Below are 23,296 nucleotides of genomic sequence, written 5' to 3' on the forward strand. Positions count from 1 at the left end.
AGCTGAAGTTAACCTGCAGCCATAGAAGCGTCGAAGGCTGGTGGAGCCTTTCATAATCAAGACCTGCCCCCTGCTTGTTCGAGATGCCTACCTTTCGCCATGGATAAATTTGCGCTGCAACAGCAGGTGCTGGAACGGCTCGCCGAAGACCTGCTGCAAGCCGAACAGGCAATGCGGGCGGCCCATGAAACGGCGACTCACGAAGAGAACATCGCCGAGAACAAATACGACACCTTGGGACTCGAAGCCGCCTACCTGGCCACCGGCCAAGCTCGGCGCGCCGAAGCCATCCGCCAGGCGATGGCCACTTGGCGCCAATTTCGCCCGCGTCCCTACGACGCCAGCAAAGGTATACAGCTCGGCGTGGTGGTCTGCCTGGTCGATTCCGACGACAAGCAGCAACTGCTCTTTCTCGGCCCGGATGGGGGCAGCATGAAGTTGGTCAGCGGCGCTCAGGTCGTTCAGGTCATCAGCAGCGAAGCCCCTTTGGGCAGGGCCATGCTGGGCAAATGCGAAGGTGATGAGGTGTCGATACAGGCCGCTCTAATCCGACAGCAGTTTGAGGTGCTGCGGGTTCATTGAGCCGCAAGCAAGTTCACGCCGAATTGGCCGAGGTCAGCACTACGTTGAAACCGGCCACTGGGTCCGAGATGACACGGGCGCATGAATGACCGCTGCGTGGCCAAGACCGCGAACTCAGGGGGCCGACATCACCGGCAGCAATCGCTGCATAACCGCCATCAGCAGACCAACGTCGAACGCCCGCAACGGGTCGACTGTGTAATTCACAGACTAACGCAGCAGACATTTGGTCAGCTTTGACCAGGCGCCAAGCAAATTGGGGTAGATAAAGCCTCTATCCACAGTTAGCTGAAATCGCGCAGCGATGGAGGCTCTAGTTGCTATCGAGCGCAGTGGCCAGAGAGGCTGAACTCCTGTCTGCCTTGGGTCAGTAGGCACCCATGTAGTCGCGCTTACCGATCTCAATACCGTTGTGGCGCAGGATGGCATAGGTGGTGGTCACGTGGAAGAAAAACTGCGGCAGTCCATAGTGCAGAAGATATGCGCCTGCGGTCAGCTTCTTTTCCTTGGGGGTGCCGGGGCGCAATACGATCTCGCGGCTCTCGCTTGAATCAAATTGCTCAGACTTGAAGGAGCCGATATGGGCCAAAGCTTTGGCGATCAACGCTTGCAGGTCGGCGAAGCTGACCTCGGTGTCGGGCCAGGACGGCACCTCGGCGCCAGCCAGGCGGGAGGTAATGCCCTTGGAGAAGTCTGCGGCGATCTGTACCTGACGTACCAGCGGAAACATGTCAGGGAACAGCCGCGCCTGCAGCAGCGCATTGGCATCGATATTTTTTTGCGTCGCGTGGTCTTCGGCCTTCTTGAGCACGTCGGACAAGGCGCGCAGCATCTGCTGCATGACGGGAACGGAGGCGTTGTACAGCGGGCTGGTCATAGTGAGTTCACTTCTAAAATTGGGCACGATGGCCGGAGTTGGCGTGGCAGAGCCCCTGCCGACCATGTAAGGCTAACAGCACAGGGCGAACTGAATCGCCCCGGCTTTTGTGGCCAGCTTTTCTTCCCGCTGGTAGTCGGAGCAGCCGCGTTGAAGGGCAGTTCACCAGCAAGAAGGGGACGTCAATTGCAGACGCACGACAGACCGCGATCGCTGCAATGCCGACTTCGCCGGATGATCACAAGCACCTGTGTCACCTTGCCCCGATACTGTTCAGACCTCATCCATACAAGTCCAGTCCGCATGCCCGAACTCCCCTACAGCCCGGCCGCCGACCGCAACAAGCAGTCCATCCTCGACGCATTGACCCGCATCCTCGGCCTGCGCGCCACCGCGCTGGAAATCGCCTCCGGCACAGGCCAACATGCCGCCTGGTTCGCAGCCTCGATGCCCCAATGGACCTGGCAACCAACCGACGCAGACCCTCGCGCGCTTCCCGCGCTCGCAACCCGAGTCGCGGAAGCCGCACTTCCCAATCTCCGATCGCCGCTCCTGCTCGATGTGATGTCACCCCAGTGGCCATCGCCAGGACATGCGTTCGCTGAAGGGGGAGAAGTGGAAGAACAAAAGTTCGACGCCATCTACTGCGCCAACATGCTGCACATCGCACCTTGGCCCACATGTGCTGCCCTGATGCAAGGCGCCGCGCGGCATCTGCGTCCTGGCGGGTTGTTGATCACCTACGGGCCTTACTTCGAAGACGACGTCCTCCCCGCGCCGAGCAACATGGCGTTCAACGAAGACCTGCGCGCCCGCAATGCCGCATGGGGCATCCGCCGCCTGGAAGACGTGGCGGCAGAGGCGCGCCGCGCAGGACTCGCGTTGCGCGAGCGGCATGCGATGCCTGCGAACAACTTGCTGTTGGTTTTCGGCTTCCAAGGTTTGGAGTCAACCTGAATGAAAGACAGGCCTGCCGTCGCAGACCCTTAGTCCCTATGCCGCTGCCACGCCATCGCAGACTCAACGTGCAAGAGCAAAACGCCTTGGCAGAGGTTTCGATCCGAAACGAAGCCACGCACTGGCGGCTGAATCCGCTTCCTGAAGCACTCAGAGTCGCCGGACTTGAACGAGGTGTTCAGTGGGAGAAATCCATCGTTGTCGATCTGGACATCGATTTCCCCGGAATGCCACGGCTGTTTGGTTTGCTGCTCGCGCAAGACGGGCGGTTCATCGACTTCGCCATCGACACTGACGAAACTCACGGAGTTGTCGAGTCGGTGGACACCTGGGAAGACATGACTGCGGTTCAGGACACAAGCCTGCGCAATCGTGGATTCGGTGCCGGGCCTGGAGCGATCGCAAACAAGGTGCTTCGGGCGCTCAACGCAATCAAAGTGTCGAATTCCTTATCACATGAAAACAATGTGCCTTGAAGGCCAGAACTTTGCCGAACTTGTGGCCCCGACGGACGCGCAAATTCGACAGAGAGTGCGCGCACTCTGGAGTGCGGGAAGGCATTCCTACGCATCGCTGACGATTGAAGACGGAAGCTACGTTCAGGTGGCGGGTGGCCGCGCAACCTGCATGGTGGAGCGTTTCGATGCTGCAACCGGAAAGCGGGAAAGGGCGTTTCACGACAAGCCGAGCCCGATCTTTCCGGACGGAACCCTGCTTGTGTTTGGTGCCGGCGAACTGGCACTCAAGTCCGACGAGTGGTTCGTGGCAGATGCTGTTGTGGAAATCTTCCTGTGCTTCAAGGACGCTCGCCCATACCCGGGCGCCGTGCGTTGGCGTGCTGCACCGGGTTTCTGACATCCAGCACCGCCACGTTGGCATGTGCAGTCACAGTGCATGCGGCGATGGCCGCCTTCAGACGACCAAGCCAATAGCCACCGACCTCTGACGCGATCAAGTTGCCTGCAATCTTTTGCAGCGCATCCAGCAGCAATGGACTCGCCAACTTTTCCGCGGCATCCAATTCGTAGACGCGGCAATCGGCGTCCAGGTGTTCCGCTAGATAGCCAATCGCTCTCGCATCACCTCGTTCCGCCAGTCCTGCAAGTGCCTCGCCGCGCACCTCGGGATCACTGTCCTGCAGGTCGATGCTATCGACGTCGATTTGAGGCCGGGCGTTCTGGGTCTGAGGCCGCCCGAGTGCTACGCTCCATCGACTCGCCATCGATTGCACGGTGTGTAGTTCAGATGCGTTTTGAGAAAACCGGCTGCGACACCAAGCCGGCTACCAGACCGAGCCTGCTCATCAAAGCGGGAAGGTCTGCAAATTGGTGGGGTACGAAAAACCTGCAAATCATGAAGCGGTGGATTTCCCAAAACAACAAGCTGCTCGCAATAGCAGTTCCTCTGGCAACCTATCTCGCCTTTGTCGCAATCGCTTTTGGCATAGGTCACGAATACTCGTGCGCCGAAGGATGGGTGAACTGGGGCCTCTACTTGCAAATTGGGGTGCTGTCGCTGATTGGTCTCTTCGTCCTTCAGTTGTGCCTCAACAAAACAAAGCGGCTCTGGTGGCGTCTAGGATTCGGGCTCGTTTCCATTGCAGTGGGCGTTTCCGTTTGGATTTGGGCCTTTGATGCAGCTGGCCTGTACCTCATGTGCCGGCTTTTCTAGCCCTGCCGCAAGAAAAGCCCCACTGGTAGCCGCGCACACGCCAGATTCCGCCGCGCATGCCCGGCTCTGTTTCCCTTCACGCCATGCAAGACCGTTTCATCACCGACATCCTCAAGAACCGCAACAACCGCGCAATCCTCGAGCGATGGAACGCCCTGGACCTCCCCGACGGATGGCTGGTCGCCGGCTGCCTCTTCCAAACGGTGTGGAACCTGCGGTCCGGCGCCGAGCCTGAGTCAGGCATCAAGGACTACGACCTTTTCTACTTCGACGCCAACGACACGAGCGATGAAGGCGAGCGTCGCGTGCAAGCGCGAGTCGATGAAGTGCTGGGCGACCTCGGCATCACGGTCGAAGCATCGAACCAGGCGCGGGTTCACCTCTGGTACGAATCGTATTTCGGCCATCCCTACGAGGCGCTGGGCAGCGCCTGCGACGGAATCGACCGCTTCCTCGTTCCGGCGACCTGCGTCGGTGTCCGGCCGGGCGAGCTCTATGCGCCGAACGGCCTCGCCATTCTGTACGACGGCGTGCTCACGATGAACCCGCTGATGCCGCATCGCGATCTGTTCGATGCGAAAGCTGCGTCGTACCGCGCGCGATGGCCATGGCTGCAGGTTCGGGCGGATGGTCTGGCTCACGCAGAGGCCGGTCCGCGCTGAGCGCTTTGTGTGCGGCATCCGGCTGATGCCTCTTCAACGGCACCACTGCTGCTCGCAAGGCACTCCGTCGTTGTTGCCGTCCATCTTCACGCCGGGACAGTTCTTCAGGAAGTAGGTGGCCTCGGCGCATGAGGTCATCTGCGAGCAGTAGGTGCGGCCATCGCAAGAGAAGCTCGCAGTCGAAGGCGAAGCGCTCGGCTTGCCGGAAAAATTGAGCGCCGGAGACGGCGCCCCGCGCTGCATGGCTGCAGAGAGCTTCCTGGCCTGGTAGTGCTCATAGCCTTTCCAGGCGCCGAACGCCAGCAGCGCGATCAAGATCAGTCGCATCATGTTCCGTCTCCTCTGCCTCCGGGCGTGTGCGCGCGAGCTTAGTCGAGCCTCCGGGAAACGGCCAGAATCGGAAACCCCCAAGGAGCGAGACCACTACATGCTGAAGAAAACCCTTGCCGCGCTCGGCCTGCTGCTGCTCGCAGCCATCGTCTACCTCGCGCTGTGGCCCGTCCCGGTCAAGCCGGTCATCTGGTCCGCCCCTGCCGACCCCGGCTACACCGGCGTCTTCGCGGTGAACGACCACCTGGCCCAGCTCAACATGATCGACCTCGGCCGGGAAGAGGGCCCCGAGCACATCGCCATCGGTCCCGACGGCAAGCTCTACACCACGGTGCTGAGCGGCAACATCCTTCGCATGAATCCCGACGGCACAGGGCAGGAGGCCTTCGTCAACACGGGCGGCCGCGTGCTCGGCTTCGACTTCGATTCAACCGGCAATCTCATCGCGGCCGACGCCATCAAGGGGCTGCTGTCCATCAGCCCTTCGAAGCAGATCACCGTGCTCACCAACCAGGTCGACGGCCAGCCGATCCGCTATGCCGACGGCGTGGTGGTGGCGCGCGGCAGCGGCACGATGTATTTCACCGACGCGTCGACGCGCTTCTCGCCGGCCGAGTGGGGCGGCACCTTCGAAGCCAGCGTGCTCGACATCCTCGAGCAGTCCGCCACGGGCCGTGTGCTCGCCTACGACCCGGCCACCAAGGCCACGCGCGTCGTTGCGCGCGGCCTGGCTTTCGCGAACGGCATCGCACTGAGCGCCGACGAGAAGAGCCTGTTCGTCGCCGAGACCGGCAAGTACCGCGTGTGGAAGATCGGCGTCGACGCGCGCGATCTCGACGTGGCCGCAAGCACCCCCAATCCGCAGGCCGCCGTGCTGCTCGACAACCTGCCCGGCTACCCCGACAACCTCATGCGCGGGCTCGACGGCAGGATCTGGGTGGGCCTGGTGAAGCCGCGCAACCCGACCATCGACAAGCTCGCCGACAAGCCGTTCCTGCGCAGCGTGACGATGCGCCTGCCGCGTTCGCTGTGGCCGGTGCCCAAGGCCTATGGCCACGTGGTCGCGTTCAGCGAAGACGGGAAGGTGCTGGCGAGCCTGCAGGATGCGACGGGCGCCTATCCCGAGACCACGGCGGTTACCGAAACGCGTGACCGGCTCTATGTGCAGAGCCTGCATGCGAAGGGACTGGGCTGGTTGAAGCGCTAGCTGTTTCAGGCACCAGTCATGCGCTGATTGCTCCCAGATGCGAGGCGCTTCATGCGGTCCTCGCCCGCGACCGGCCAAGTCTTCGCGTGATGGTTCTCTTCTGCACCCTGGCCGTCCTGGAGTACTACGACACGGCGGCGGTCTCGGCGGCCAAGAGGCAGCGGGCGTTGCGGCAGCGGTGTTGCGACGAGAATCGCGGCTTCACGAGAGCCGCATCCCCATGTTCTTTTCTCGCCAACCGAAGCCGCCTGCCTCGAAGCTCATCCAGCTCCACGAGTACCTCGACCTGCTGCAGGAAGGTACCGAGGACCACGCCGCAGGCGATGCCATCAAGCGCGGTGCGGTGGCGCTTGCGCAGAGCCTTCGTGAGCCGCTGCGGCTGAAGGACTGGGCGGCGCCCGAGCCCGCGCGGGTCTTTGCCCGTCGCGCCAAGGCGCACGATGCGCTGCTGGTGCATGTGCCGCTGGACATTCGCGATTGCTTCTTCATCGCCATCTTCAGGAACGGCGCATCGACCGCAGGGGAGCACCTTCTCTTCGACATCGGCGCGGAGTACCAGACGCCCATGCTGGACTGTCCCGATTTCGGTGTGGCGGAAGCGGCGAACGAAGCCAACATCCGCCATTGGGTACCGTTGCTGAAGGACGACGCATCCGCATTCGCCGTCATCGAACTGCGCGGTGGAACGTACATGCAGGTGTATGCCGATGCCAAGGGTTTCCATCTGGAGCACCAGCTGGTCACCACGGGAGCGCACTATCACAGCGCAGAACCCTTGAGCGCCGATGCCGCCATCGACACGCTGGTGTCCTATGCGTGCGGAAAGTACGAGTGGGCCTACAAGCGCTGGGAGTGGCTCGCGCTGTAGGCGCTTCAGACCGGCGCGTAGGTGCCCGTGCCCCCTGGCCAGGCGGTGAGCACTTCGTATCCCTCGGGCGTCACGGCCACCATGTGTTCCCACTGGGCGGAGAGGGACCTGTCCTTCGTCACGACGGTCCAGCCGTCGGGCATTTGCCTGGTGTCGCGCTTGCCTGCGTTGAGCATCGGCTCGATGGTGAAGACCATCCCCGGCTCCAGCGTGAGGCCGTCGCCGCGCCGTCCGTAGTGCAGCACTTGCGGCTCGTCGTGGTAGATCTGGCCGATGCCGTGTCCGCAGTATTCCCGCACCACGCTGAAATGCTCGCGCTGGGCGACCGACTGGATGGCATGGCCGACATCGCCCAGCCTCGCTCCGGGCCTGACCTGCCGGATGCCGGCGAGCATCGCTTCGTAGGTCGTCTCCACCAGACGCCGGGCCAGCACGCTGGGCTCGCCCACGAAGAACATGCGGCTGGTGTCGCCGAACCAGCCGTCCTTGATGACGGCGACATCGATGTTGATGATGTCGCCCTTCTTCAGGATCTTGTCGGCCGAGGGGATGCCGTGGCAGACCACCTGGTTGACGGAGGTGAGGATGGTCTTCGGATACCCCTGGTACCCCACATTGGCCGGCACGGCGCCCTGGACGTTCACGATGTGCTCGTGGCAGATCCGGTCGAGCGTTTCTGTGCTCACCCCCGGCACGACGTGGGGTTCGATCATGCAGAGCACCTCGGCGGCGAGCTGGCCGGCCCGCCGCGACATCGCGAGTTCCTCCGCGGACTTGATGGGAACGCCGTTGCGGGTCACTGGTGTTTGCCGTTCGAGGACGAGCGGGTCTTGCCAGCGGGCGCCGTGGCCGCCGCGGTGATGTCCAGGCCCCCCGAGAGCTCGGCCTGAATCAGCAGTTGGCAGACTTCCCGGTAGTCCAGCTCCGGGTGCATCTCGGTCAGCATGCCGACCCGCATCCAGTGCTCTGCCTGCGAATTGATGGACCTGCTGAGAGCGTTGCCCGCCACGCGCAGGTTCTCATGCATCAGGTCCGAAATCTTGACGATGCCCATTGGCCACCTCTATATGAAACGTATATGGATTATATACATTGCATGTGGTCCGGCATTGCCCGGTCAGATGGGGCTCCGGAAGGTGCTGGAGACCGGTCGCGCCCATCAATCGGCGTGCGCGTGTCAGGCGCTTCATCGACCTCATGGTCGAAGAGCTCGGCACCTCGACCTGATGAGCGGGCCGCGCGCAGGCTAGGGCAGCTGTCGCAATGCCGGATAGGGATTGATCGCCGTGCCCTTCCACCAGCGCTTGTCCGCATCGAGCAGGAACACGGCGAAGTGCAGGTGCGGCACATTGGGCGGCGCGTTCCCGGTGGTGCCGACGTAGCCCACGACGTCGCCCCTGCGCAGCGCCATGCCTTCATGCAGGTTGTCCGCATACCTGTCGAGGTGGGCGTAGTAGTAGGCCAGCCGGCCCGCCGGGTCGAACTGATAGACGGTGAGCCCGCCCGGCACGCTGGTGAAGAGCTTGACCAGCTTGCCGTCGTCCACCGCATGCACGGGCGTGCCTCGCGGCGCGGGAATGTCCAGGGCCTCGTGCGAGCCGCCGGTGCGCCGGTCCGTGAAGGTGTCTTGCAGTGCAGGCCCCTGCACGCCGTCGATCGGCATCGCGATGGCACGCGCAGCGAGCAAGGCGGTGCCATCGACGGGCGCAGGAACGACGTCCTGCGCCGACGCGCCACCCAGGGCGGCGAGACAGAAGAAAAGGCCCGATGCACACGCCGCAATCGCGCGGGTGCCGAATGTCGCCGCGCTCATGCCTACGCTTGAACCTCGACGGCGAACCCGGCCTTGGCCAGCTGCGAAAGCCGCGCCGCATTCCAGTTGGTGAGGTGGATGCAGCCGTTCGTCTCGTCATGACCCACGCGCTCCGGCGCCGGCGTGCCGTGGATGCCCCAGTGCGGCTTCGACAGACCCATCCAGATGTTGCCCACCGGGTTGTTGGGCCCGGCCGCGACATCGACCTTCTGCGCATCGGCCGGCACTCCCTTCTTCAGGAGCGCGGGGTTGTACGTGAAGGTGGGGTTCTTCACTTCGTTGGTGATCTTCATCTTGCCCACGGGCAACGGATCGAGCGGCCCGCCGATGCTGACCGGGAAACCCGCGAGCGGCTTTCCATTGCTGTCGAGCACGAAGAGCATGTGGGCCGCCTTGGCGATGCGGATCGACTTGGCCGAGGCGACCACGCGCGCGTCGGCGGCGGCCGTCGCGCTGACCACGATGATCGAATCGCCGGCCTTGAAGCTGGAGCCCTTGTTCAGGTCCGAGAGGAGGCGCGGCGCCATGTGATACCGCTCCGACAGCGCTTCCTTCAGGTTCTCGTAGTCGAGTGACTTGAGCTTCGCGCGCTCGGCCATGTCGCGCGGCGTCGGCGTGAAGGGGCCTGCCACGTCCTTCTCGGTGATCGTGTAGGTCTCGAACAATGGGGTCGCATCCTTGGTGAGCACATCCCAGGTCGCGGCATCGACCTTGCCGGTGGTCTTGAGGCCGTTGGCCTCCTGGTAGGCCGACACCACGCGCCGCATGTTGGCACCGAAGCCGCCGTCGATCTCGCCGGGGGAGAACCACACGCGGTCCAGCAGGATCTGCGCACGCACGACGGCCGGACCTCTGGAGCCTTGCGCCAGCACCGGCGTGCTGCTCGCGGCGTTCAGCTTGTCCAGACCGGCGGACGCATCCTGCTCGCGCGGCTTCTTCTTGGCGGACGATCCGGCGCCCCATGCGGACCAGGGCACGGCAGCTGCGCACGCTGCCATGGATGCCGTCATGAATGCACGACGGGAAGAGCCGGTCGTGTGGCTTTGAAGGCTTGTGGGCATGGTGCGCTCCCTGGTAAAGCAAGAAGGTTAGGAGCCCGGGTGCGGGCGCGCTGTAGTCTGGGACAGTCGTTGCTTGTGCGACTTGCGCCCGCACATGGCGTGCGCCACCCGGGCGGCTACGGTTCGGCCAGCACGCTCAGCACGGCGTTCAGCCGGCATGTGGGGCAATCGCCGGGACGCTACGCGCGGCAGCACTAGCCGGCGCTGCGTCCCTGGAGCACGATGCGAAATCGCAGCTCCGGCGTGCCTCCCAGCTCCGGCCCCTTGATGAACTCTTCCACCAGTACGCCGCCATTGGCGCGAATGACGTGCTGCGAGGCCAGGTTGTCCGGATTGGTCGTGATCTCGACGTAGCCCAGCCCGACGGACGAGGCTTCCGGCAGCAGTGAACGCAACGCCTCCTTGGCGTAACCCCTGCCGCTCTTCCATGGCACGACGCCGTACCCGATGTGGCCGAGGCAGTAAGGCGGCAGGGCATTCGTGCCGGGTTGCCAACGCAGGCCGATGCTGCCGCAAAACTCGTCGTCCCACAGCCAGCGCCGATACCCGGGCAAGCGCGGGACCTTGGTGCCATCGGGAAGCGCGACCGGTGGCCCCTTGGCCTCTCGATCCACAAGGCTCTTCAGAAACCCGTCGGCGTTCGCTCGTATCAACAGGAGTTCTTCTTGCGCGACCTCGGGCCGAAGGTTGTTGGGCGACCATCCGCGTTCGAGCGCTGCGACGTAGCCCGTCAAATACTCGGGCGACGGCCAGACGAGATGTACTGCTGAAGCGGCTTTGGAAATTGGCATGGGATCGATTTTCGGTGAGAGGGGCGGCCTCACGCCACTTGCGGCCGCCATGCGATGACTCCTTGCGTCCGTGCCCGCACCTCCGGAGAGGCGAGGCAGGTAGCGACAGCCTCGTAGCCCGGCGAGCCCGGCCAAGGTGCGACGCGGGTCGACGGACTGTGGTTGGCAGGGTCAAGCAGATTCCACACGATGGGCGTTTGTTCTACGGCCGCACCTGGACGAGCGGCTCCAGCTCCGCCCGCAACCGCCGTATCGCCACCTCATGCGGCAGCGTCTGCGCCCCGCGCCCGTACGTCATCGCCTTGCGGACCAGCCGCAGTTGCTCGCGCTGCAACTGCCTCTTCAGCCATCGGGCCCGCAGGCCGAAGGTCCAGCCGATCTCGCGGCGCACCTTGTAGCGCTGCAGCGGTGCGCCCAGGCGCACCCATTCGTCGTCGCGGATCAGTTCGCGCTCGGGCACGAAGTAAGCGGCGAGCGCGTGGAGGTACGCACCGTTCTCGCGCGCGGCCACGCGCCAGAAGAGCCCGGCCGCGATCATCGCGGGAATCCCCTTGATGACGAGCATCACGGCCATCTCGCCGTAGCCGCCGTCGAAGAGGTCTTCGAGCCACGGCGAGTTCCAGAGGAAGTGCATGGCCCATGCGAGCGCGAAGCACAGGAAGGCCACGGCGACCCGCGTGGCCTTCGATCGCTCCGGATGCAGCAGGAACCACGCCACGCCGAAGGACGCGATCGTCGTGTAGGCCGCGTGGCTCCAGAGGCCGCTCATCAGGCCGCGCGTGAGCAGGTTCAGGAGCACGGGGTACACCTGGTTCTCGAGCGGGAAGTGCATCGAGGCGTTGACGGTGTAGCTCAGGTTCTCGACCACCTGAAAACCCAGTCCCGCCATGGCACCGACGATCAGCACCGAGAGGTAGGTCTGGAACTGGTTGCGCGCGACCAGCACCAGCAGCACGACGCCCGCGAGCTTCAGGAACTCCTCGGTGATCGGACCCGCGACGGCCGGGCCCCACACGGCCACGAAGTCCGGCGACACCAGCTTGGCGCACAGGCTCTGGATCGCGATGTTGGCCGGCGCCGCGAAGTACACCGCGCCGAAACCGCCCCATGCGAAGGCCAGCACGAAGGCCTCGGGCGGGTGCTGCTCGAGCAGGTCCAGCGTGCGAAAGACCAATAGGAAAACCAGCGTGTAGATGCCCCACACCAGAAGGCCGAGCAACGCGGTGACGGGCACCACGCGAAAGCCCATCGAGAACATGTTGATCGTGTAGAACAACCCGTTGACGATCATCGCCGCGAGCAGCCAGAAGGCCGCGCGATGTGGCTGGAAGAACGAGTCGGTGCCCACGGGCCACACGCCGCGATCCTGTTCGGGGCCCACGAGGCTTTCGGCGCCGTCAGCGCTCATTGAAATACCTTCGTGCTTCGCACTGCGGTGCGAGCTTGCTTGGGGCGGCCCGGCGCGGCGCTCATGGCGAGGCCTCCAGGTCCATCGACTCCAGCATGCTGCGGGCCTCGGCCATTGCTTCGTTCAGGCCATCGCTGGCGCCGTAGAAATCGATCTGCACGAGCGACTTTCGCTGCGGGTCGACCACCTGCCAGAACCGGCCCGCGAGCTTCGATCCGTAGTACGCGAAGGTCTTGCCCTGCAAGCCCCAGGAGGTGACGAAATCGGAGATGTCGCCGTCGATCTCCAAGTGCTGTCCGCGCTCCATGAGCCGTTGCTGGCGCACCAGCGGGCCATCAGGTCCACCCACCCACGGACCGGTGGTCACGAGGAACTTGTGGCCTCCCTTGAAGAGCATCAGCGACCTGCCGGCCTTGGAGCGCGAGACGTCCATCTCCCATCCGTTGGCGGGCAAGAACCGGGCATGGCCGACGGAGACCGTCTCTCCCGGGTCGAGGGGCCGGGCGCCGGGTGTTCGGCTGTCCCAGAATGTGAGGCCGCCCACATAGGCCGCGATGGCCAGGAGCACCGCGAGTGCACCCGGCCAGGTGCGGTACGGGATGCGGCGTGACGGCTCGGGCATCCGTGGATCGTGCCATACGATGCGGGCACCATCCAGGCGCCCGATGACGGACTCACAAGGAGATCGACGATGAAAGAGCAGGACATCCGGGCGGCGATCGATCGGCACTGGGCGGCCTCCGCTGCGGGCGATCAGATCGCCGAGCACGAGATCTATCACGACGATGCCGTGTGCGCGTATCCGCAGTCGGGCGAGGTCATCCACGGCCGACACAACCTGCAGGCACTGCGCAGCCATCACCCCGGCAAGCCATCGGGGTTCGCGGTGCGGCGGATCGTCGGGGAGGGCGATCTCTGGATCACCGAGTACGCGATCGACTACGAAGGCAAGAGCGCCTTCACCGTGAGCATCATGGAGTTCCGGGATGGCAAGGTGGCGCGCGAGACGCAGTACTTTGCCGATCCCTTCGATGCGCCCGCCTGGCGCGCCCAATGGGTCGAGCGGGCAGGATGATCGACGGGCATCGCTAAAGTCCATGCACGTCCACCAGACCCGCCATCACCCCATGCCCGACACCACCGTCCCAACGCAGCGTTCCCGCATGCCGATGTTCCGACTGCTCTCGATGGGCGTCTTCGTGCTGATGGTGGGCTGTGCAAGCCCACCCACGCCGCAGAGACCACCCGTCTCCAGCATCCCGCCGCTCACGACCGAGCAGTCGAACAGCATCACGATCCATGCGCTCGGCCTCGTCGGCACGCCGTACCGCTATGGCGGCAACACGCCCGAGGGCGGCTTCGATTGCAGTGGGCTCATCGGCTATGTGTACCGCAGCAGCCTGGGGCAGGTGCCGCCGCGCACGGTGTCGCGGATGGCGGCTTTCGGACGGCCCGTGGCGATGTCGGAAATACGTTCGGGCGACCTCGTGCTCTTCGGCAATTCCGCGCCGTCGCACGCGGGCATCTACGTCGGCGACGGGCGCTTCGTGCATGCGCCATCGACCGGCGGCGAGGTGCGGCTCGACCGGCTCGATGGCGTGTACTGGTCGCGCCAGCCGATGCAGGCGCGACGGCCCTAGCTAGATATTCAGCACCGGGAACGACTTCACCAGGTCGTCCAGCGCCTTGAGCTGCGTCAGCAGTGGTTCGAGTTGCGCCAGCGGCAGCGCGCTCGGACCGTCGCACCGGGCTTGCGCTGGGTCTGGATGTGCTTCGAGAAAAAGACCGGCCAAGCCGACGGCCATGCCGGCACGCGCCAGGTCCACCAGCTGCTCGCGCCGGCCACCGGACGCGGCGGCGCCAGCCTCGCGCTGCTGCAGCGCATGGGTCACGTCGAAGATGACGGGCAGGTTTTGCGTCACGTTCTTCATGACGCCGAAGCCCAGCATGTCGACCACCAGGTTGTCGTAGCCGAAGCAGGTGCCCCGGTCGCACAGGATGATCTGCTCGTTGCCGGCTTCCTTGAATTTCTCGACGATGTTCAGCACCTGCGACGGGCTCAGGAACTGCGGCTTCTTGATGTTGATGACGCGGCCGGTCTTGGCCAGCGCCACCACCAGGTCGGTCTGCCGCGCCAGGAAGGCGGGCAGCTGCAACACGTCGACCACCTCGGCGACCGGGGCGGCCTGCCAGGGTTCGTGCACGTCGGTCAGCAGTGGCACGCCGAACTCGGTCTTGACCTCTTGCAGGATCTTCAGGCCCTCGTCCAGGCCGGGGCCGCGGTACGAATGAATCGACGAGCGGTTGGCCTTGTCGAAGCTGCCCTTGAAGACATAGGGAATGCCGAGCTTGCCGGCAACGCGCACGAACTCGGCCGCGGTGCGCAGGGCCAGGTCGCGTGACTCGAGGACGTTGACGCCGCCGAACAGCACGAAGGCGCCGTCGTTGCGAACGTCGATCTGAGGATGGATGGTGACGGTGGACATGGTGGGAGTTCTCTGCTGGATACGTGGCGGCATTCTCGCGCCCCGCGGGGGCGGGCAATCCGGTTGGGCTCTTGCGTGCCTCGGGTTTTCCTCGGGTTTTCCATTACGCAGTGCCACGCAACCCGCCCACGCGGTCCGACGGATGGCAGCGCGGCCGCATCCGGCAAGACTCCTCGACTCCAATATCGAGGAGACATCCGCATGCAAACCCTCCGCCGCCACCTGGTGTGGCTGGTCGTGGCCGTCGTCGGCGCATTCGCGCTCGGCACCGTCGCCCTGACCCGTGGTGAAAGCGTCAACGCCCTCTGGGTGGTGGCCGCCGCGATCTGCACCTACCTGATCGCCTACCGCTACTACAGCCTCTTCATCGCCGACAAGGTGCTGGGCCTGGACGGCAACCGCAAGACGCCCGCGCACCGCCACAACGACGGCCTGGACTACGTGCCGACCGACAAGAACGTGCTGTTCGGCCATCACTTCGCGGCTATCGCGGGCGCGGGCCCGCTGGTGGGCCCGGTGCTCGCCGCACAGATGGGCTACCTGCCCGGCTTGCTGTGGGTGCTGGCGGGCGTGGTGTTCGCGGGTGCGGTGCAGGACTTCATCATTCTCTTCATCTCCACGCGCCGCGACGGCCGCTCGCTCGGCGACCTCGTCAAGCAGGAGATGGGCGTGGTGCCCGGGATGATCGCGCTGTTCGGCACCTTCATGATCATGATCATCATCCTGGCGGTGCTGGCGCTGATCGTGGTGAAGGCGCTGGCCGAATCGCCGTGGGGCACCTTCACGGTGGCCGCGACGATCCCGGTGGCGCTCTTCATGGGCATCTACCTGCGCTACATCCGTCCGGGGCGCATCGGCGAGGTCTCGCTGATCGGCTTCGTGCTGCTGATGCTCGCCATCTTCGGCGGCCAGGCCGTGAGCCAGAGCGCCGAATGGGCACCGCTCTTCACATTCGACGGCAAGGCGCTCACCTGGATGCTGGTGGGCTACGGCTTCGTCGCCGCGAGCCTGCCGGTGTGGCTGCTGCTCGCGCCGCGCGACTACCTGTCGACCTTCCTGAAGATCGGCACGATCATCGCGCTGGCCATCGGCATCGTGTTCGTAATGCCGACGATGCAGATGCCGGCCATCACGCAGTTCGCACAAGGCGGCGGGCCAGTGTGGTCGGGCAGCCTGTTCCCGTTCCTGTTCATCACCATCGCCTGCGGCGCGGTGTCGGGCTTCCATGCGCTGATCTCATCCGGCACCACGCCCAAGATGCTGGACAACGAGCGCCATGCGCGCTTCATCGGCTACGGCGGCATGCTGGCCGAATCGTTCGTGGCGGTGATGGCGCTGGTCGCGGCCTCGTGCATCGAGCCGGGCATCTACTTCGCGATGAACAGCCCGGCGGCGCTGGTAGGCAGCACCGCGCAGCAGGCGGCGCAGACCATTTCGAGCTGGGGCTTCGTGGTCACGCCCGAGATGCTGCTGCAGACGGCCAAGGACGTCGGCGAAACCACCATCCTCGGCCGTGCAGGCGGCGCACCGACGCTGGCCGTGGGCATGGCCCACATCCTCCACCAGGTGATCGGTGGGCAGGCCATGATGGCCTTCTGGTACCACTTCGCGATCTTGTTCGAAGCGCTGTTCATCCTCACTGCCGTGGACGCCGGCACCCGCGCCGGCCGCTTCATGCTGCAGGACCTCTTGGGCAGCTTCGTGCCCGCGCTCAAGCGCACCGATTCGCTGCCAGCCAACCTCGTGGCGACGGCGCTGTGCGTGGCGGCCTGGGGCTACTTCCTGTACCAGGGCGTGGTCGATCCGCTGGGTGGCATCAACACGCTGTGGCCGCTCTTCGGCATCTCGAACCAGATGCTCGCCGCCGTCGCGCTGCTGCTGGGCGTGGTGGTGCTGTTCCGCATGAAGCGCGAGCGCTATGCGTGGGTGGCCATCGCACCCGCCGTGTGGCTGCTGGCCTGCACGCTCACGGCGGGCTGGCAGAAGATCTTCTCGGCGGACCCGAAGATCGGCTTCCTCTCGCACGCGGCCAAGTACACCGAAGGCCTGGCCAACGGCGTGCTCGTGGCGCCGGCGAAGACGCCAGAGGCGATGTCGCGCATCGTCTTCAACGACCGCCTCGATGCGGCGTTGTGTGCGCTCTTCATGTTCGTGGTGCTGAGCGTGCTGGTCTACAGCATCAAGGCGTGCATCGCGGCGCGCGCGGCCAACCGGCCGACCACGCACGAGACGCCGTTCGAGCCGGCCGGCACATCGGCCGCGGCGGCGCACTGAGCACGCGCATGGCCCTCGCATTGCCCGAAGCCGGGCGCTACTTCGCCCGCTCGCTCAAGCAGTCGCTGCGGCTGATGGTCGGCCTGCCCGACTACGACGCCTACCTCACGCACATGGCGGCCACGCACCCGGACCGGCCGCCGATGAGCTACGAGGCCTTCTTCCGAGAGCGGCTGGAGGCACGCTACGGCGCAGGCAAGGGCCGCTGCTGCTAGGGCCCGTCCGTTCGCTGTTCGCTTGACCCGCGCGGAACGCGGGTGATAGCCTGCTTTGCCTGCGAGGAGCAGGCTTTTTTGCGCTGGGCAATCCAGCGAACGAACCGAGAGCGGACCCCATGACTTTTTCCAAGCGCCCATACCCCCTCAAGAACCCCGCGCCGCTGCGCACCGCCTGCCAGGGCGTGCTGCTCGCCTGCGCACTGCTCGCCGCAGCCGGCAACGCCATGGCCCAAAAGCCCCACCAGGGCGCGCTGGATGCGGCCACGCAGCAGAAGGACGAGGCGCTGAAGCTGCTGGAGCGCCTGGTCAACATCGACTCCGGCTCGGCCGACACCGACGGGCTCGCGAAGGTGCGCGAGATCGCCGTCGAAGAACTGCGCAAGCTCGGCGCGCGCATCGAGACCTTTCCTGCGGAGCCGCATCCCGGCACCAACGTGGTGGCCACGCTGACGGGGCAGGGCACGAAGAAGATCCTCATCCTCGCCCACATCGACACCGTGTTCAAGGAAGGCACGGCCACGGCCAAGCCGTTCTACATCAAGGACGGCCGCGCCTACGGCCCCGGCGTGATGGACAACAAGGGCGGCGTGGTCGCCGGCCTGCAGGCGCTGAAGGTGCTGCAGAAGATCGGCTTCAAGGACTATGGGCAGATCACCTTCCTGATCGACACGAACGAAGAGGTGGGTTCGGTCGGCACCAGCGCGCTCATCGAGCGCGTGGCCAAGCAGCACGACGTGGCGCTGAACCTGGAGCCGGGCCGCCCGGCCGACGGCCTGGTGGTGGAGCGCAAGGGCTCGGCCACCGCGCTCGTCGAAGTGAAGGGCGTGGCCGCGCACGCGGGCGTCGCGCCCGAAGCCGGCCGCAACGCGGCGATGGAAGTGGCACACCAGGTGCTGCAACTGTCGAAGACGGCGGACGCGGCGAAGAAGACCACGGTCAATTTCACGATGCTCACGGCCAACGGCCCGACCAACGTGATTCCCGCCACCGCAAGCGCCAAGGGCGACGTGCGCGCCGCCACGCCCGACGAACTCGACCGCGTCGAGAAGGACCTGGTGCGCATCTCGCAGAACAAGCTGATCCCCGAGACCGAGGTGCGCGTGCGCCTGGTGCGCGGCCTGCCGCCGATGCCGCGTTCGCCCGCATCGGACAAGCTGGTCGCGATGGCCGAAGGCATCTACGCCGAGATCGGCAAGAAGCTCACCATCGAGAGCAGCGGCGGCGCGGCCGACGCGAGCCTGGTGGCGGGCGTGGGCATTCCGGTGCTCGACGGCTTCGGCATCGTGGGCGGCGGCATCCACACGCCGGAGGAATACGCCGAGGTCGAGAGCGTGGTGCCGCGGGTCTACCTGCTGTCGCGCATGCTGATGGACCTGAGCGCCAAGTAACGCGGTGCCCGTCCAGGCTCAGGCAAGGCCTGAGGCGGCCTGCGTGAATTCCAGTTTTTCTTCTGGCGCGCGCAGGGCCACGATGCATCCACATCAATGACCTGTGGAGAACGTCGATGGCATCCGAACTCAACCAGATCGCGAGCTGGTCGCTGCGCTGGCGCATCTTCCTCGCGGGCGCGCTGTGCCTCGCGGCAGCGCTCGCCGCAGCGGGGCCGACGGAGCGCAGCCAGGAGCTGCACGCGGCGCAGCGCTTTCAGCTCGCGCTCGAAGCCCAGACTGCACGCGACTACCGCACGATGCTCGACCAGTTGCGCGAGGCTGCGACGCAGGGCGATGCCGAAGCGCAGGAAATGCTCGGCATGGTGCTGCTCACCGGACCGGTGCTCTACGGCATGTCGGTGCGCTCCGACCGCTGCGAGGCGCGCCAGTGGATGCACCAGGCCGCGATGCAGGGCAGCGAAACCGCGAAGGTGCAACTGACGTTTCTCAATCGCCTGCGCAATTCGCCGGCGGGCGTGATCGCTTGCGATTGAGATGACGTGAGGCGAGCGGGCGCAAGCGCCCGCTCGTTGCGCTTCAGGGCGCCCTGGACGCGCCGAGCAGGAAGTCGGTCACCTCGTCGGAGAACCTCCCGAGCCGTCCACCCACGAGCACGCCGTCCGAACCGCCCGGGTCGGGCAGCGCGGTGGGGAAACCGTGCGCGACCAGCGCTTCGGCGCAGCCGACCCAGTCGCCGTCTTTCGTGGGTTGATTGAGCGAGGCCCACGACAGCGAGCCGCTCACGTCGTCGCCGAAGCCGTGCCGTTCTGTCCATGTGGCGCCATGCGAAAGCAGGAAGCGGGTGAGTGCTGCATCGCCGCGGAACACCGCCTGGTTCAGCGCCGAGGCCTCCCAGTCGCCGCCGGTCGTGGCGATCGGCCAGCCGAGCTCGACCATGAGCTGCACGGCCTCACCGCAGCCCGGCTGTGCGGCCAGCTCGGGCAAAAGGCGCAGTTGCGTGGGAGACAGCATGGCAAGTACCTGCGGATGTTCCGCCTGGATGCGCCGGGCAGCAGGCTCGTCGCCGCGCGCGCATGCGGCGATGAACTGCTCGTCGGGTGGCAACTGCGCATTGCCGCCGGTCCGCTGCGCGATCACCCGGGCCACGTCCGTCAGCCCGAAGCGCAGCGCGAGCGTGTGGGCATCGATGCCCTCGGGCGTGCGCACGGTGGCATCGGCGCCTGCGTCCAGCAGCGCCTCGATGTGCGCGGCCGAGCGCCGCCGCCGGATGGCCCACAGCAGCGGCCGCCCCCAGTCGCTCGTGGGCTCGCCGGGCGCGGCTTCGTTCGGATCGCCGCCGTGGGCGAGCAGCAGTTGCAGCGATTCGAGCCGGTCGAGGTCGAGCACGCGGTAGAGCGCATTCGTGCCCTCGACGCGCGCGCCGGCCTTCAGCAGCAGGCGCGTGCAGGCGGGCTCTTCGAGCGAGTGGTAGAGCGATTCGCCGTCGTTCGGGTCGGCGCCGGCGTCCAGCAGCAGCTGAGTGATCTCCACATCGCGGTTCTGTCCCGCTGCGCCGTACAGCGCGGACAGGCGGTCCGTCTCGGACGGTGCAGCCAGCGACGCGGGCGGCCAGCGGCTGCCGATGGCCCGGTTCGGATCGGCGCCTGCATCGAGCAGCAGCTTGGCGCAGGCGCGCAGGCGCTCGCGAAAGGCCGGCAGTTGCACCAGGCTGGAGTGCGCGACGGCATTGAGCGGCGGTAGCAGGAGTGGCCCGCCCGCGCGCAGTACCCACTCCGGATCGCGCGCAATCGCCTGGCGCAGCAGGTCCTCATCGCCGACCGCGCAGGCGAGGTACGGGTCGTCGCCCAGAAGGCCCGGGCTTTCTTCGAGCAGGCGCGCGGCCAGCGCGGGCCTGGCCAGGTTGTTGCCGCCAGAGATTTCGCCTGCATAGGCGGCGCGCAGCCAGAGCATCACCGCGCGCGCCGGATCGTTCGCCTGCGCGATGCGGGCGAGCACGAAGCCCTGCAGATCGACCCACGACACGAAACCGTACTCGCGCGCCAGACACGACTGCGCGCCGTGCAGGCGCAGGCCGAGCGCGGCAATGGCCGCATCGTCCTTGTCGGCAGCAACGGGAAGGGATTCGCGGAATCGGGCAAGGGCAGCAAGGTCGCCGCCCCGATAGCCGGCAAGCAACTCTTTGGCTTGCTTCTTGAGATGCCCGAGATCGGGCCGTGCGGGAATGCGTTTCATGGAACCTCCGTGCATGACGCGCCGACGACCCGCAATTCCGGCTGCACAAAGGAGCTGGTTGGTAGCGCTGCGCGAGAGCGCAGCAGCGTGCGAAAGCAAGTGGGTTCAACCCTTCCCGCGGGCCCGGGCGCGGCTTGCACCGCGGACGGGATGTTAGGGCATGAGGCCGAAGAGGGTCAACGCGAATCGGCCATGGCAGCGAACCCGCGCGCTAGGTCGGCCAGCAGATCGGCCGGCGCTTCCAGCCCGATGTGCAACCGGACGACCGCGCCGCGCCCGCTCCAGTCGGTCACGCTGCGCGCCTTGCGCATGTTGGTCCAGGCCACGAGGCTTTCGTAGCCGCCCCATGATGAGCCGCGGCCGAACAGCGAGAGCGCATCGACGAATCGCTCGACGGCTGCGTTCTCGGTGCTTGGCTTGAATTCGAACGAGAGGAGCCCGTTGGTACCGCGGCAATCCCGCTGCCAGATCTCATGGCCCGGATGCTGCGGCAGCGCGGGGCAGAACACCGCCGCCACTTCGGGCCGCGCCTGGAGCCAGTGCGCCACTTCGAGCGCATGCCGCTCGTGCATCTGCAACCGCGCCGAGAGCGTGCGCATGCCGCGCAGCACCAGCCATGCATCGTCGGGGCTCACGGTCATGCCGAAGGCATCGCAGCGTTCGTTGAGCGGCTGCCATGCTTCGCGCGTGGTGGCGACGGTGCCCATCATCACGTCGGAGTGGCCCGAGAGGTACTTGGTGGCGGCCATCGTGGAGATGTCCGCGCCCAGTTCGAGCGGCCGGTACTGCACGCCCGACCCCCAGGTGTTGTCTGCCGCGAGCAGTGCGCCGCGCGCATGCGTGAGCGCGGCGAGCTTGGGCAGGTCGCACATCTCGTAAACCAGCGAGCCGGGGCACTCGGCGTACACGAGGCGCGTGGTGGGCTCGAACAGGTCTTCGATGCCGGCGCCATCCGCCGCGAAGAAGCTGATGCGGATGCCATACGGTTCGAGAAACGAATGCACGAGGTTGCGCGTCGGCTCGTACACGCTGTCGGACATCAGCACATGGTCGCCCGGCTTCAGGTACGACAGCAGCACCATGCCGATGGCCGCGAGGCCGGTCGGAAAGAGCCGCGTGCGATACGCACCTTCGAGTTCGCTCACCGCGTCTTCGAGCGCGAAGGTGGTGGGCGTGCCGCGCGCGCCGTAGCTGAAGGCGCGCTCGTCGCCTCGGCGTGCGCGGGTGTCGCGCATGGCGGCCACGCTGTCGAACAGCACGGTGCTGGCGCGCACCAGCGGCGTGTTGACGGGTGTGCCGCCGAAATAGGAAGGGGACTTGCCGGTGCGCGTGAGCCGCGTGTCGAGCGCCTGTACAGCGGGGTCTTCTTTGTGCGAGTCGGACATGGTGGTGTTCTGTCGAGCGTGGGCCAGGCCCCTATGGTGCGTCAATCGGCCTTGGCGCCCGAGAGCTTGACGATGCGGGACCAGCGATCGATGTCCAGCTTCAACTGCGCGGCAAAGGCTTCCGACGAGTTGGCCACCACATCGCTGCCGCCGTCGTTCACCAGCTTGGTCACTTCGGGCAGGCGCAGCGTGCGCACGATGGCTTCGTTCAGATAGGCCACGCGCTCGGGCGGCGTGCCGGCGGGCGCGAAGAAGCCGTACCAGTCCTCGAAGCGCGCACCGGCATAGCCCAGCTCTTCGAGCGTGGGTACCTTGGCGAACACGCCGATGCGGCGCGGGCTGGTCACGGCGAGCACGCGCAGCTTGCCGTTCTGCACGAGCCCCGCGACCGAGGCGGTCGAGGTCACGAGCACATCGACCTGTCCGCCGAGCAGGTCGGTCAGCGCGGGGCCGGCGCCCTTGTAGGGCACGTGGGTCATGTCGATGCCGTTGTCCTTGGCGAGCACCACGCCCACGAGGTGCGAGAGCGTGCCGTTGCCCGGCGTCGCATAGGTCACCTTGCCGGGCGTGGCCTTGGCCTTGGTGGCGAGGTCGGCAAAGCTCTTGAGCGCCGAACTGGCATCCACCACGAGCGCGAGCGGCGCGGCGTTGATCTGCGTGATCGGAATGAAGTTCTTGATCGGATCGAAACCCGCCGAGGCGTAGAGCGTGGGGTTCACCGCCATGATCGACACCTGCGAGGTGAGCACGGTGTAGCCGTCGGGTTTGGCATCGGCCACCGTCTTGGCGCCGATGTTGCCGCCCGCGCCGCCACGGTTGTCGACCACCGCGGCCTGGCCCATGATTTCCGGAAGGCGCGTGGTGACCAGGCGCGCCGTCGCATCGTTGCCGCCGCCGGGCGGGAAGGGCGAGATGAACTTCACCGTCTGCGAGGGGAAGCCGTTGCGCGCGGGCAGCGGGTCGGCGGATGCGGGCTGCAAGGCCAATGCCGCGAGCCACGTGGCGGCGACAGCAAGACGGGCAAGGTGCGGAACGCAAAAGGCAGACGACATGGCAGGACTCCTGGACTGGGGACGGACAACG

The 23,296-nt window shown here is 65.8% G+C and carries 28 protein-coding genes and 1 pseudogene; 14 read left to right on the forward strand and 15 right to left on the reverse strand.

The features are described from left to right. Positions 1-99: 99 nt before the first annotated feature. A complete protein-coding gene (locus tag M2282_RS09500) occupies positions 100-582 on the forward strand; it encodes a GreA/GreB family elongation factor (protein ID WP_280808523.1) in 483 nt (160 codons plus the stop codon). Positions 583-949: 367 nt separating this feature from the next. Here M2282_RS09500 and M2282_RS09505 read toward each other — a convergent pair whose 3' ends face one another. Next, positions 950-1,459: a DUF1993 domain-containing protein gene (locus M2282_RS09505; protein ID WP_280808524.1), complete on the reverse strand. Its 510-nt coding sequence runs from the start codon at positions 1,457-1,459 to the stop codon at positions 950-952. 303 nt (positions 1,460-1,762) lie between these two features. Here M2282_RS09505 and M2282_RS09510 point away from each other — a divergent pair, with 303 nt between their 5' ends. Genes M2282_RS09510 through M2282_RS09520 form a run of 3 tightly spaced genes read left to right on the forward strand, consistent with a single transcriptional unit; the run spans position 1,763 to position 3,271 of the window. Next, positions 1,763-2,416: a DUF938 domain-containing protein gene (locus M2282_RS09510; protein WP_280808525.1), complete on the forward strand. Its 654-nt coding sequence runs from the start codon at positions 1,763-1,765 to the stop codon at positions 2,414-2,416. Between the two features lie 38 nt (positions 2,417-2,454). Beyond that, complete coding sequence (locus M2282_RS09515) at positions 2,455-2,892, forward strand: hypothetical protein (protein ID WP_280808526.1); 438 nt, start codon at positions 2,455-2,457, stop codon at positions 2,890-2,892. Further along, positions 2,873-3,271 (forward strand): hypothetical protein, encoded by a 399-nt coding sequence (locus M2282_RS09520; RefSeq protein ID WP_280808527.1) that lies wholly within the window; start codon positions 2,873-2,875, stop codon positions 3,269-3,271. Before M2282_RS09515 ends, M2282_RS09520 begins: the two co-directional genes overlap by 20 nt. Here M2282_RS09520 and M2282_RS09525 read toward each other — a convergent pair. Next, positions 3,213-3,647: a hypothetical protein gene (locus M2282_RS09525; RefSeq protein WP_280808528.1), complete on the reverse strand. Its 435-nt coding sequence runs from the start codon at positions 3,645-3,647 to the stop codon at positions 3,213-3,215. The genes M2282_RS09520 and M2282_RS09525 overlap by 59 nt on opposite strands. 14 nt (positions 3,648-3,661) lie before the next feature. Here M2282_RS09525 and M2282_RS09530 point away from each other — a divergent pair, with 14 nt between their 5' ends. After that, positions 3,662-4,087 (forward strand): hypothetical protein, encoded by a 426-nt coding sequence (locus tag M2282_RS09530; protein WP_280808529.1) that lies wholly within the window; start codon positions 3,662-3,664, stop codon positions 4,085-4,087. A gap of 83 nt (positions 4,088-4,170) precedes the next feature. Further along, complete coding sequence (locus tag M2282_RS09535) at positions 4,171-4,749, forward strand: nucleotidyltransferase family protein (protein ID WP_280808530.1); 579 nt, start codon at positions 4,171-4,173, stop codon at positions 4,747-4,749. A 33-nt stretch (positions 4,750-4,782) separates the two neighbouring features. On the opposite strand, the gene M2282_RS09540 is transcribed toward M2282_RS09535, so the two are convergent. After that, positions 4,783-5,079: an excalibur calcium-binding domain-containing protein gene (locus M2282_RS09540; protein WP_280808531.1), complete on the reverse strand. Its 297-nt coding sequence runs from the start codon at positions 5,077-5,079 to the stop codon at positions 4,783-4,785. Positions 5,080-5,176: 97 nt separating this feature from the next. On the opposite strand from M2282_RS09540, the gene M2282_RS09545 reads away from it, so the two are divergent. Next, a complete protein-coding gene (locus M2282_RS09545; protein WP_280808532.1) occupies positions 5,177-6,286 on the forward strand; it encodes an SMP-30/gluconolactonase/LRE family protein in 1,110 nt (369 codons plus the stop codon). Between the two features lie 220 nt (positions 6,287-6,506). Then, on the forward strand, positions 6,507-7,154 hold the full coding sequence (locus M2282_RS09550) for a hypothetical protein (protein WP_280808533.1): 648 nt from the start codon (positions 6,507-6,509) through the stop codon (positions 7,152-7,154). A 5-nt stretch (positions 7,155-7,159) separates the two neighbouring features. Here the strand turns inward: M2282_RS09550 and map are convergent, their stop codons facing one another. The 8 genes and pseudogenes from map to M2282_RS09590 form a co-directional block, all read right to left on the reverse strand. Beyond that, positions 7,160-7,954, reverse strand: a complete 795-nt coding sequence (gene map / locus M2282_RS09555) for a type I methionyl aminopeptidase (protein WP_280808534.1) — start codon at positions 7,952-7,954, stop codon at positions 7,160-7,162. Continuing rightward, positions 7,951-8,208 carry a ParD-like family protein gene (locus tag M2282_RS09560; protein WP_280808535.1) on the reverse strand — a complete coding sequence of 86 codons (258 nt, stop codon included), beginning with the start codon at positions 8,206-8,208 and terminating at the stop codon, positions 7,951-7,953. The genes map and M2282_RS09560 overlap by 4 nt, the downstream gene beginning before the upstream one ends. Positions 8,209-8,400: 192 nt before the next feature. Then, positions 8,401-8,967, reverse strand: coding sequence for a M23 family metallopeptidase (locus M2282_RS09565; protein WP_280808537.1), 567 nt, complete (start codon positions 8,965-8,967; stop codon positions 8,401-8,403). 2 nt (positions 8,968-8,969) lie between these two features. Continuing rightward, positions 8,970-9,965, reverse strand: coding sequence for a L,D-transpeptidase family protein (locus M2282_RS09570; RefSeq protein ID WP_280808538.1), 996 nt, complete (start codon positions 9,963-9,965; stop codon positions 8,970-8,972). A 257-nt stretch (positions 9,966-10,222) separates the two neighbouring features. Further along, positions 10,223-10,819, reverse strand: coding sequence for a GNAT family N-acetyltransferase (locus M2282_RS09575; RefSeq protein WP_280808539.1), 597 nt, complete (start codon positions 10,817-10,819; stop codon positions 10,223-10,225). Between the two features lie 29 nt (positions 10,820-10,848). Further along, a pseudogene (locus tag M2282_RS09580) lies at positions 10,849-10,998 on the reverse strand (MerR family transcriptional regulator); the annotation flags it as partial. Positions 10,999-11,021: 23 nt separating this feature from the next. Continuing rightward, positions 11,022-12,227 (reverse strand): PrsW family intramembrane metalloprotease, encoded by a 1,206-nt coding sequence (locus tag M2282_RS09585; protein WP_280808540.1) that lies wholly within the window; start codon positions 12,225-12,227, stop codon positions 11,022-11,024. 61 nt (positions 12,228-12,288) lie between these two features. After that, the gene (locus tag M2282_RS09590) at positions 12,289-12,849 is read right to left on the reverse strand and encodes a hypothetical protein (protein WP_280808541.1); all 561 of its coding nucleotides are present in this window, start codon (positions 12,847-12,849) and stop codon (positions 12,289-12,291) included. Between the two features lie 69 nt (positions 12,850-12,918). Here M2282_RS09590 and M2282_RS09595 point away from each other — a divergent pair, with 69 nt between their 5' ends. Both M2282_RS09595 and M2282_RS09600 read left to right on the forward strand, forming a co-directional pair. Next, the gene (locus tag M2282_RS09595) at positions 12,919-13,302 is read left to right on the forward strand and encodes a nuclear transport factor 2 family protein (protein WP_280808542.1); all 384 of its coding nucleotides are present in this window, start codon (positions 12,919-12,921) and stop codon (positions 13,300-13,302) included. A 52-nt stretch (positions 13,303-13,354) separates the two neighbouring features. Next, a complete protein-coding gene (locus tag M2282_RS09600) occupies positions 13,355-13,867 on the forward strand; it encodes a C40 family peptidase (protein ID WP_280808543.1) in 513 nt (170 codons plus the stop codon). Here M2282_RS09600 and kdsA read toward each other — a convergent pair whose 3' ends face one another. Further along, positions 13,868-14,713: a 3-deoxy-8-phosphooctulonate synthase gene (gene kdsA, locus M2282_RS09605; protein WP_280808544.1), complete on the reverse strand. Its 846-nt coding sequence runs from the start codon at positions 14,711-14,713 to the stop codon at positions 13,868-13,870. A 201-nt stretch (positions 14,714-14,914) separates the two neighbouring features. Here kdsA and M2282_RS09610 point away from each other — a divergent pair, with 201 nt between their 5' ends. From M2282_RS09610 to M2282_RS09625, 4 genes are all read left to right on the forward strand, one after another. After that, on the forward strand, positions 14,915-16,987 hold the full coding sequence (locus M2282_RS09610; protein ID WP_280808545.1) for a carbon starvation CstA family protein: 2,073 nt from the start codon (positions 14,915-14,917) through the stop codon (positions 16,985-16,987). A gap of 8 nt (positions 16,988-16,995) precedes the next feature. Beyond that, positions 16,996-17,202 carry a YbdD/YjiX family protein gene (locus tag M2282_RS09615; protein ID WP_013542989.1) on the forward strand — a complete coding sequence of 69 codons (207 nt, stop codon included), beginning with the start codon at positions 16,996-16,998 and terminating at the stop codon, positions 17,200-17,202. Positions 17,203-17,321: 119 nt separating this feature from the next. After that, a complete protein-coding gene (locus tag M2282_RS09620) occupies positions 17,322-18,593 on the forward strand; it encodes a glutamate carboxypeptidase (protein ID WP_280808546.1) in 1,272 nt (423 codons plus the stop codon). Between the two features lie 116 nt (positions 18,594-18,709). Next, positions 18,710-19,129 (forward strand): sel1 repeat family protein, encoded by a 420-nt coding sequence (locus M2282_RS09625; RefSeq protein ID WP_280808547.1) that lies wholly within the window; start codon positions 18,710-18,712, stop codon positions 19,127-19,129. 43 nt (positions 19,130-19,172) lie between these two features. Here M2282_RS09625 and M2282_RS09630 read toward each other — a convergent pair whose 3' ends face one another. The 3 genes from M2282_RS09630 to M2282_RS09640 form a co-directional block, all read right to left on the reverse strand. Continuing rightward, positions 19,173-20,828, reverse strand: coding sequence for an ankyrin repeat domain-containing protein (locus M2282_RS09630; RefSeq protein WP_280808548.1), 1,656 nt, complete (start codon positions 20,826-20,828; stop codon positions 19,173-19,175). Positions 20,829-21,004: 176 nt separating this feature from the next. Then, positions 21,005-22,213, reverse strand: coding sequence for a cystathionine beta-lyase (gene metC / locus M2282_RS09635; RefSeq protein ID WP_280808549.1), 1,209 nt, complete (start codon positions 22,211-22,213; stop codon positions 21,005-21,007). 41 nt (positions 22,214-22,254) lie between these two features. Beyond that, entirely contained in the window at positions 22,255-23,265 is a 1,011-nt protein-coding gene (locus M2282_RS09640) for a Bug family tripartite tricarboxylate transporter substrate binding protein (RefSeq protein ID WP_280808550.1), read from the reverse strand. Positions 23,266-23,296 lie beyond the last annotated feature (31 nt).

The sequence above is a fragment of the Variovorax boronicumulans genome (assembly GCF_029892485.1).
In the GTDB taxonomy this organism is placed as follows: domain Bacteria; phylum Pseudomonadota; class Gammaproteobacteria; order Burkholderiales; family Burkholderiaceae_C; genus Variovorax; species Variovorax boronicumulans_B.

Coding starts and splice junctions, on each gene's coding strand:
- M2282_RS09505 (WP_280808524.1), bottom strand. CDS start 1,459: ATGACCAGCCCGCTGTACAACGCCTCCGTTCCCGTCATGCAGCAGATG.
- M2282_RS09550 (WP_280808533.1), top strand. CDS start 6,507: ATGTTCTTTTCTCGCCAACCGAAGCCGCCTGCCTCGAAGCTCATCCAG.
- M2282_RS09620 (WP_280808546.1), top strand. CDS start 17,322: ATGACTTTTTCCAAGCGCCCATACCCCCTCAAGAACCCCGCGCCGCTG.
- M2282_RS09630 (WP_280808548.1), bottom strand. CDS start 20,828: ATGAAACGCATTCCCGCACGGCCCGATCTCGGGCATCTCAAGAAGCAA.
- M2282_RS09560 (WP_280808535.1), bottom strand. CDS start 8,208: ATGGGCATCGTCAAGATTTCGGACCTGATGCATGAGAACCTGCGCGTG.
- M2282_RS09535 (WP_280808530.1), top strand. CDS start 4,171: ATGCAAGACCGTTTCATCACCGACATCCTCAAGAACCGCAACAACCGC.
- M2282_RS09590 (WP_280808541.1), bottom strand. CDS start 12,849: ATGCCCGAGCCGTCACGCCGCATCCCGTACCGCACCTGGCCGGGTGCA.
- M2282_RS09515 (WP_280808526.1), top strand. CDS start 2,455: ATGCCGCTGCCACGCCATCGCAGACTCAACGTGCAAGAGCAAAACGCC.
- M2282_RS09610 (WP_280808545.1), top strand. CDS start 14,915: ATGCAAACCCTCCGCCGCCACCTGGTGTGGCTGGTCGTGGCCGTCGTC.
- M2282_RS09585 (WP_280808540.1), bottom strand. CDS start 12,227: ATGAGCGCTGACGGCGCCGAAAGCCTCGTGGGCCCCGAACAGGATCGC.
- metC (WP_280808549.1), bottom strand. CDS start 22,213: ATGTCCGACTCGCACAAAGAAGACCCCGCTGTACAGGCGCTCGACACG.
- M2282_RS09575 (WP_280808539.1), bottom strand. CDS start 10,819: ATGCCAATTTCCAAAGCCGCTTCAGCAGTACATCTCGTCTGGCCGTCG.
- M2282_RS09595 (WP_280808542.1), top strand. CDS start 12,919: ATGAAAGAGCAGGACATCCGGGCGGCGATCGATCGGCACTGGGCGGCC.
- M2282_RS09520 (WP_280808527.1), top strand. CDS start 2,873: ATGAAAACAATGTGCCTTGAAGGCCAGAACTTTGCCGAACTTGTGGCC.
- M2282_RS09600 (WP_280808543.1), top strand. CDS start 13,355: ATGCCCGACACCACCGTCCCAACGCAGCGTTCCCGCATGCCGATGTTC.
- M2282_RS09545 (WP_280808532.1), top strand. CDS start 5,177: ATGCTGAAGAAAACCCTTGCCGCGCTCGGCCTGCTGCTGCTCGCAGCC.
- kdsA (WP_280808544.1), bottom strand. CDS start 14,713: ATGTCCACCGTCACCATCCATCCTCAGATCGACGTTCGCAACGACGGC.
- M2282_RS09510 (WP_280808525.1), top strand. CDS start 1,763: ATGCCCGAACTCCCCTACAGCCCGGCCGCCGACCGCAACAAGCAGTCC.
- M2282_RS09565 (WP_280808537.1), bottom strand. CDS start 8,967: ATGAGCGCGGCGACATTCGGCACCCGCGCGATTGCGGCGTGTGCATCG.
- M2282_RS09615 (WP_013542989.1), top strand. CDS start 16,996: ATGGCCCTCGCATTGCCCGAAGCCGGGCGCTACTTCGCCCGCTCGCTC.
- M2282_RS09500 (WP_280808523.1), top strand. CDS start 100: ATGGATAAATTTGCGCTGCAACAGCAGGTGCTGGAACGGCTCGCCGAA.
- M2282_RS09640 (WP_280808550.1), bottom strand. CDS start 23,265: ATGTCGTCTGCCTTTTGCGTTCCGCACCTTGCCCGTCTTGCTGTCGCC.
- M2282_RS09540 (WP_280808531.1), bottom strand. CDS start 5,079: ATGATGCGACTGATCTTGATCGCGCTGCTGGCGTTCGGCGCCTGGAAA.
- M2282_RS09625 (WP_280808547.1), top strand. CDS start 18,710: ATGGCATCCGAACTCAACCAGATCGCGAGCTGGTCGCTGCGCTGGCGC.
- M2282_RS09570 (WP_280808538.1), bottom strand. CDS start 9,965: ATGGCAGCGTGCGCAGCTGCCGTGCCCTGGTCCGCATGGGGCGCCGGA.
- M2282_RS09530 (WP_280808529.1), top strand. CDS start 3,662: ATGCGTTTTGAGAAAACCGGCTGCGACACCAAGCCGGCTACCAGACCG.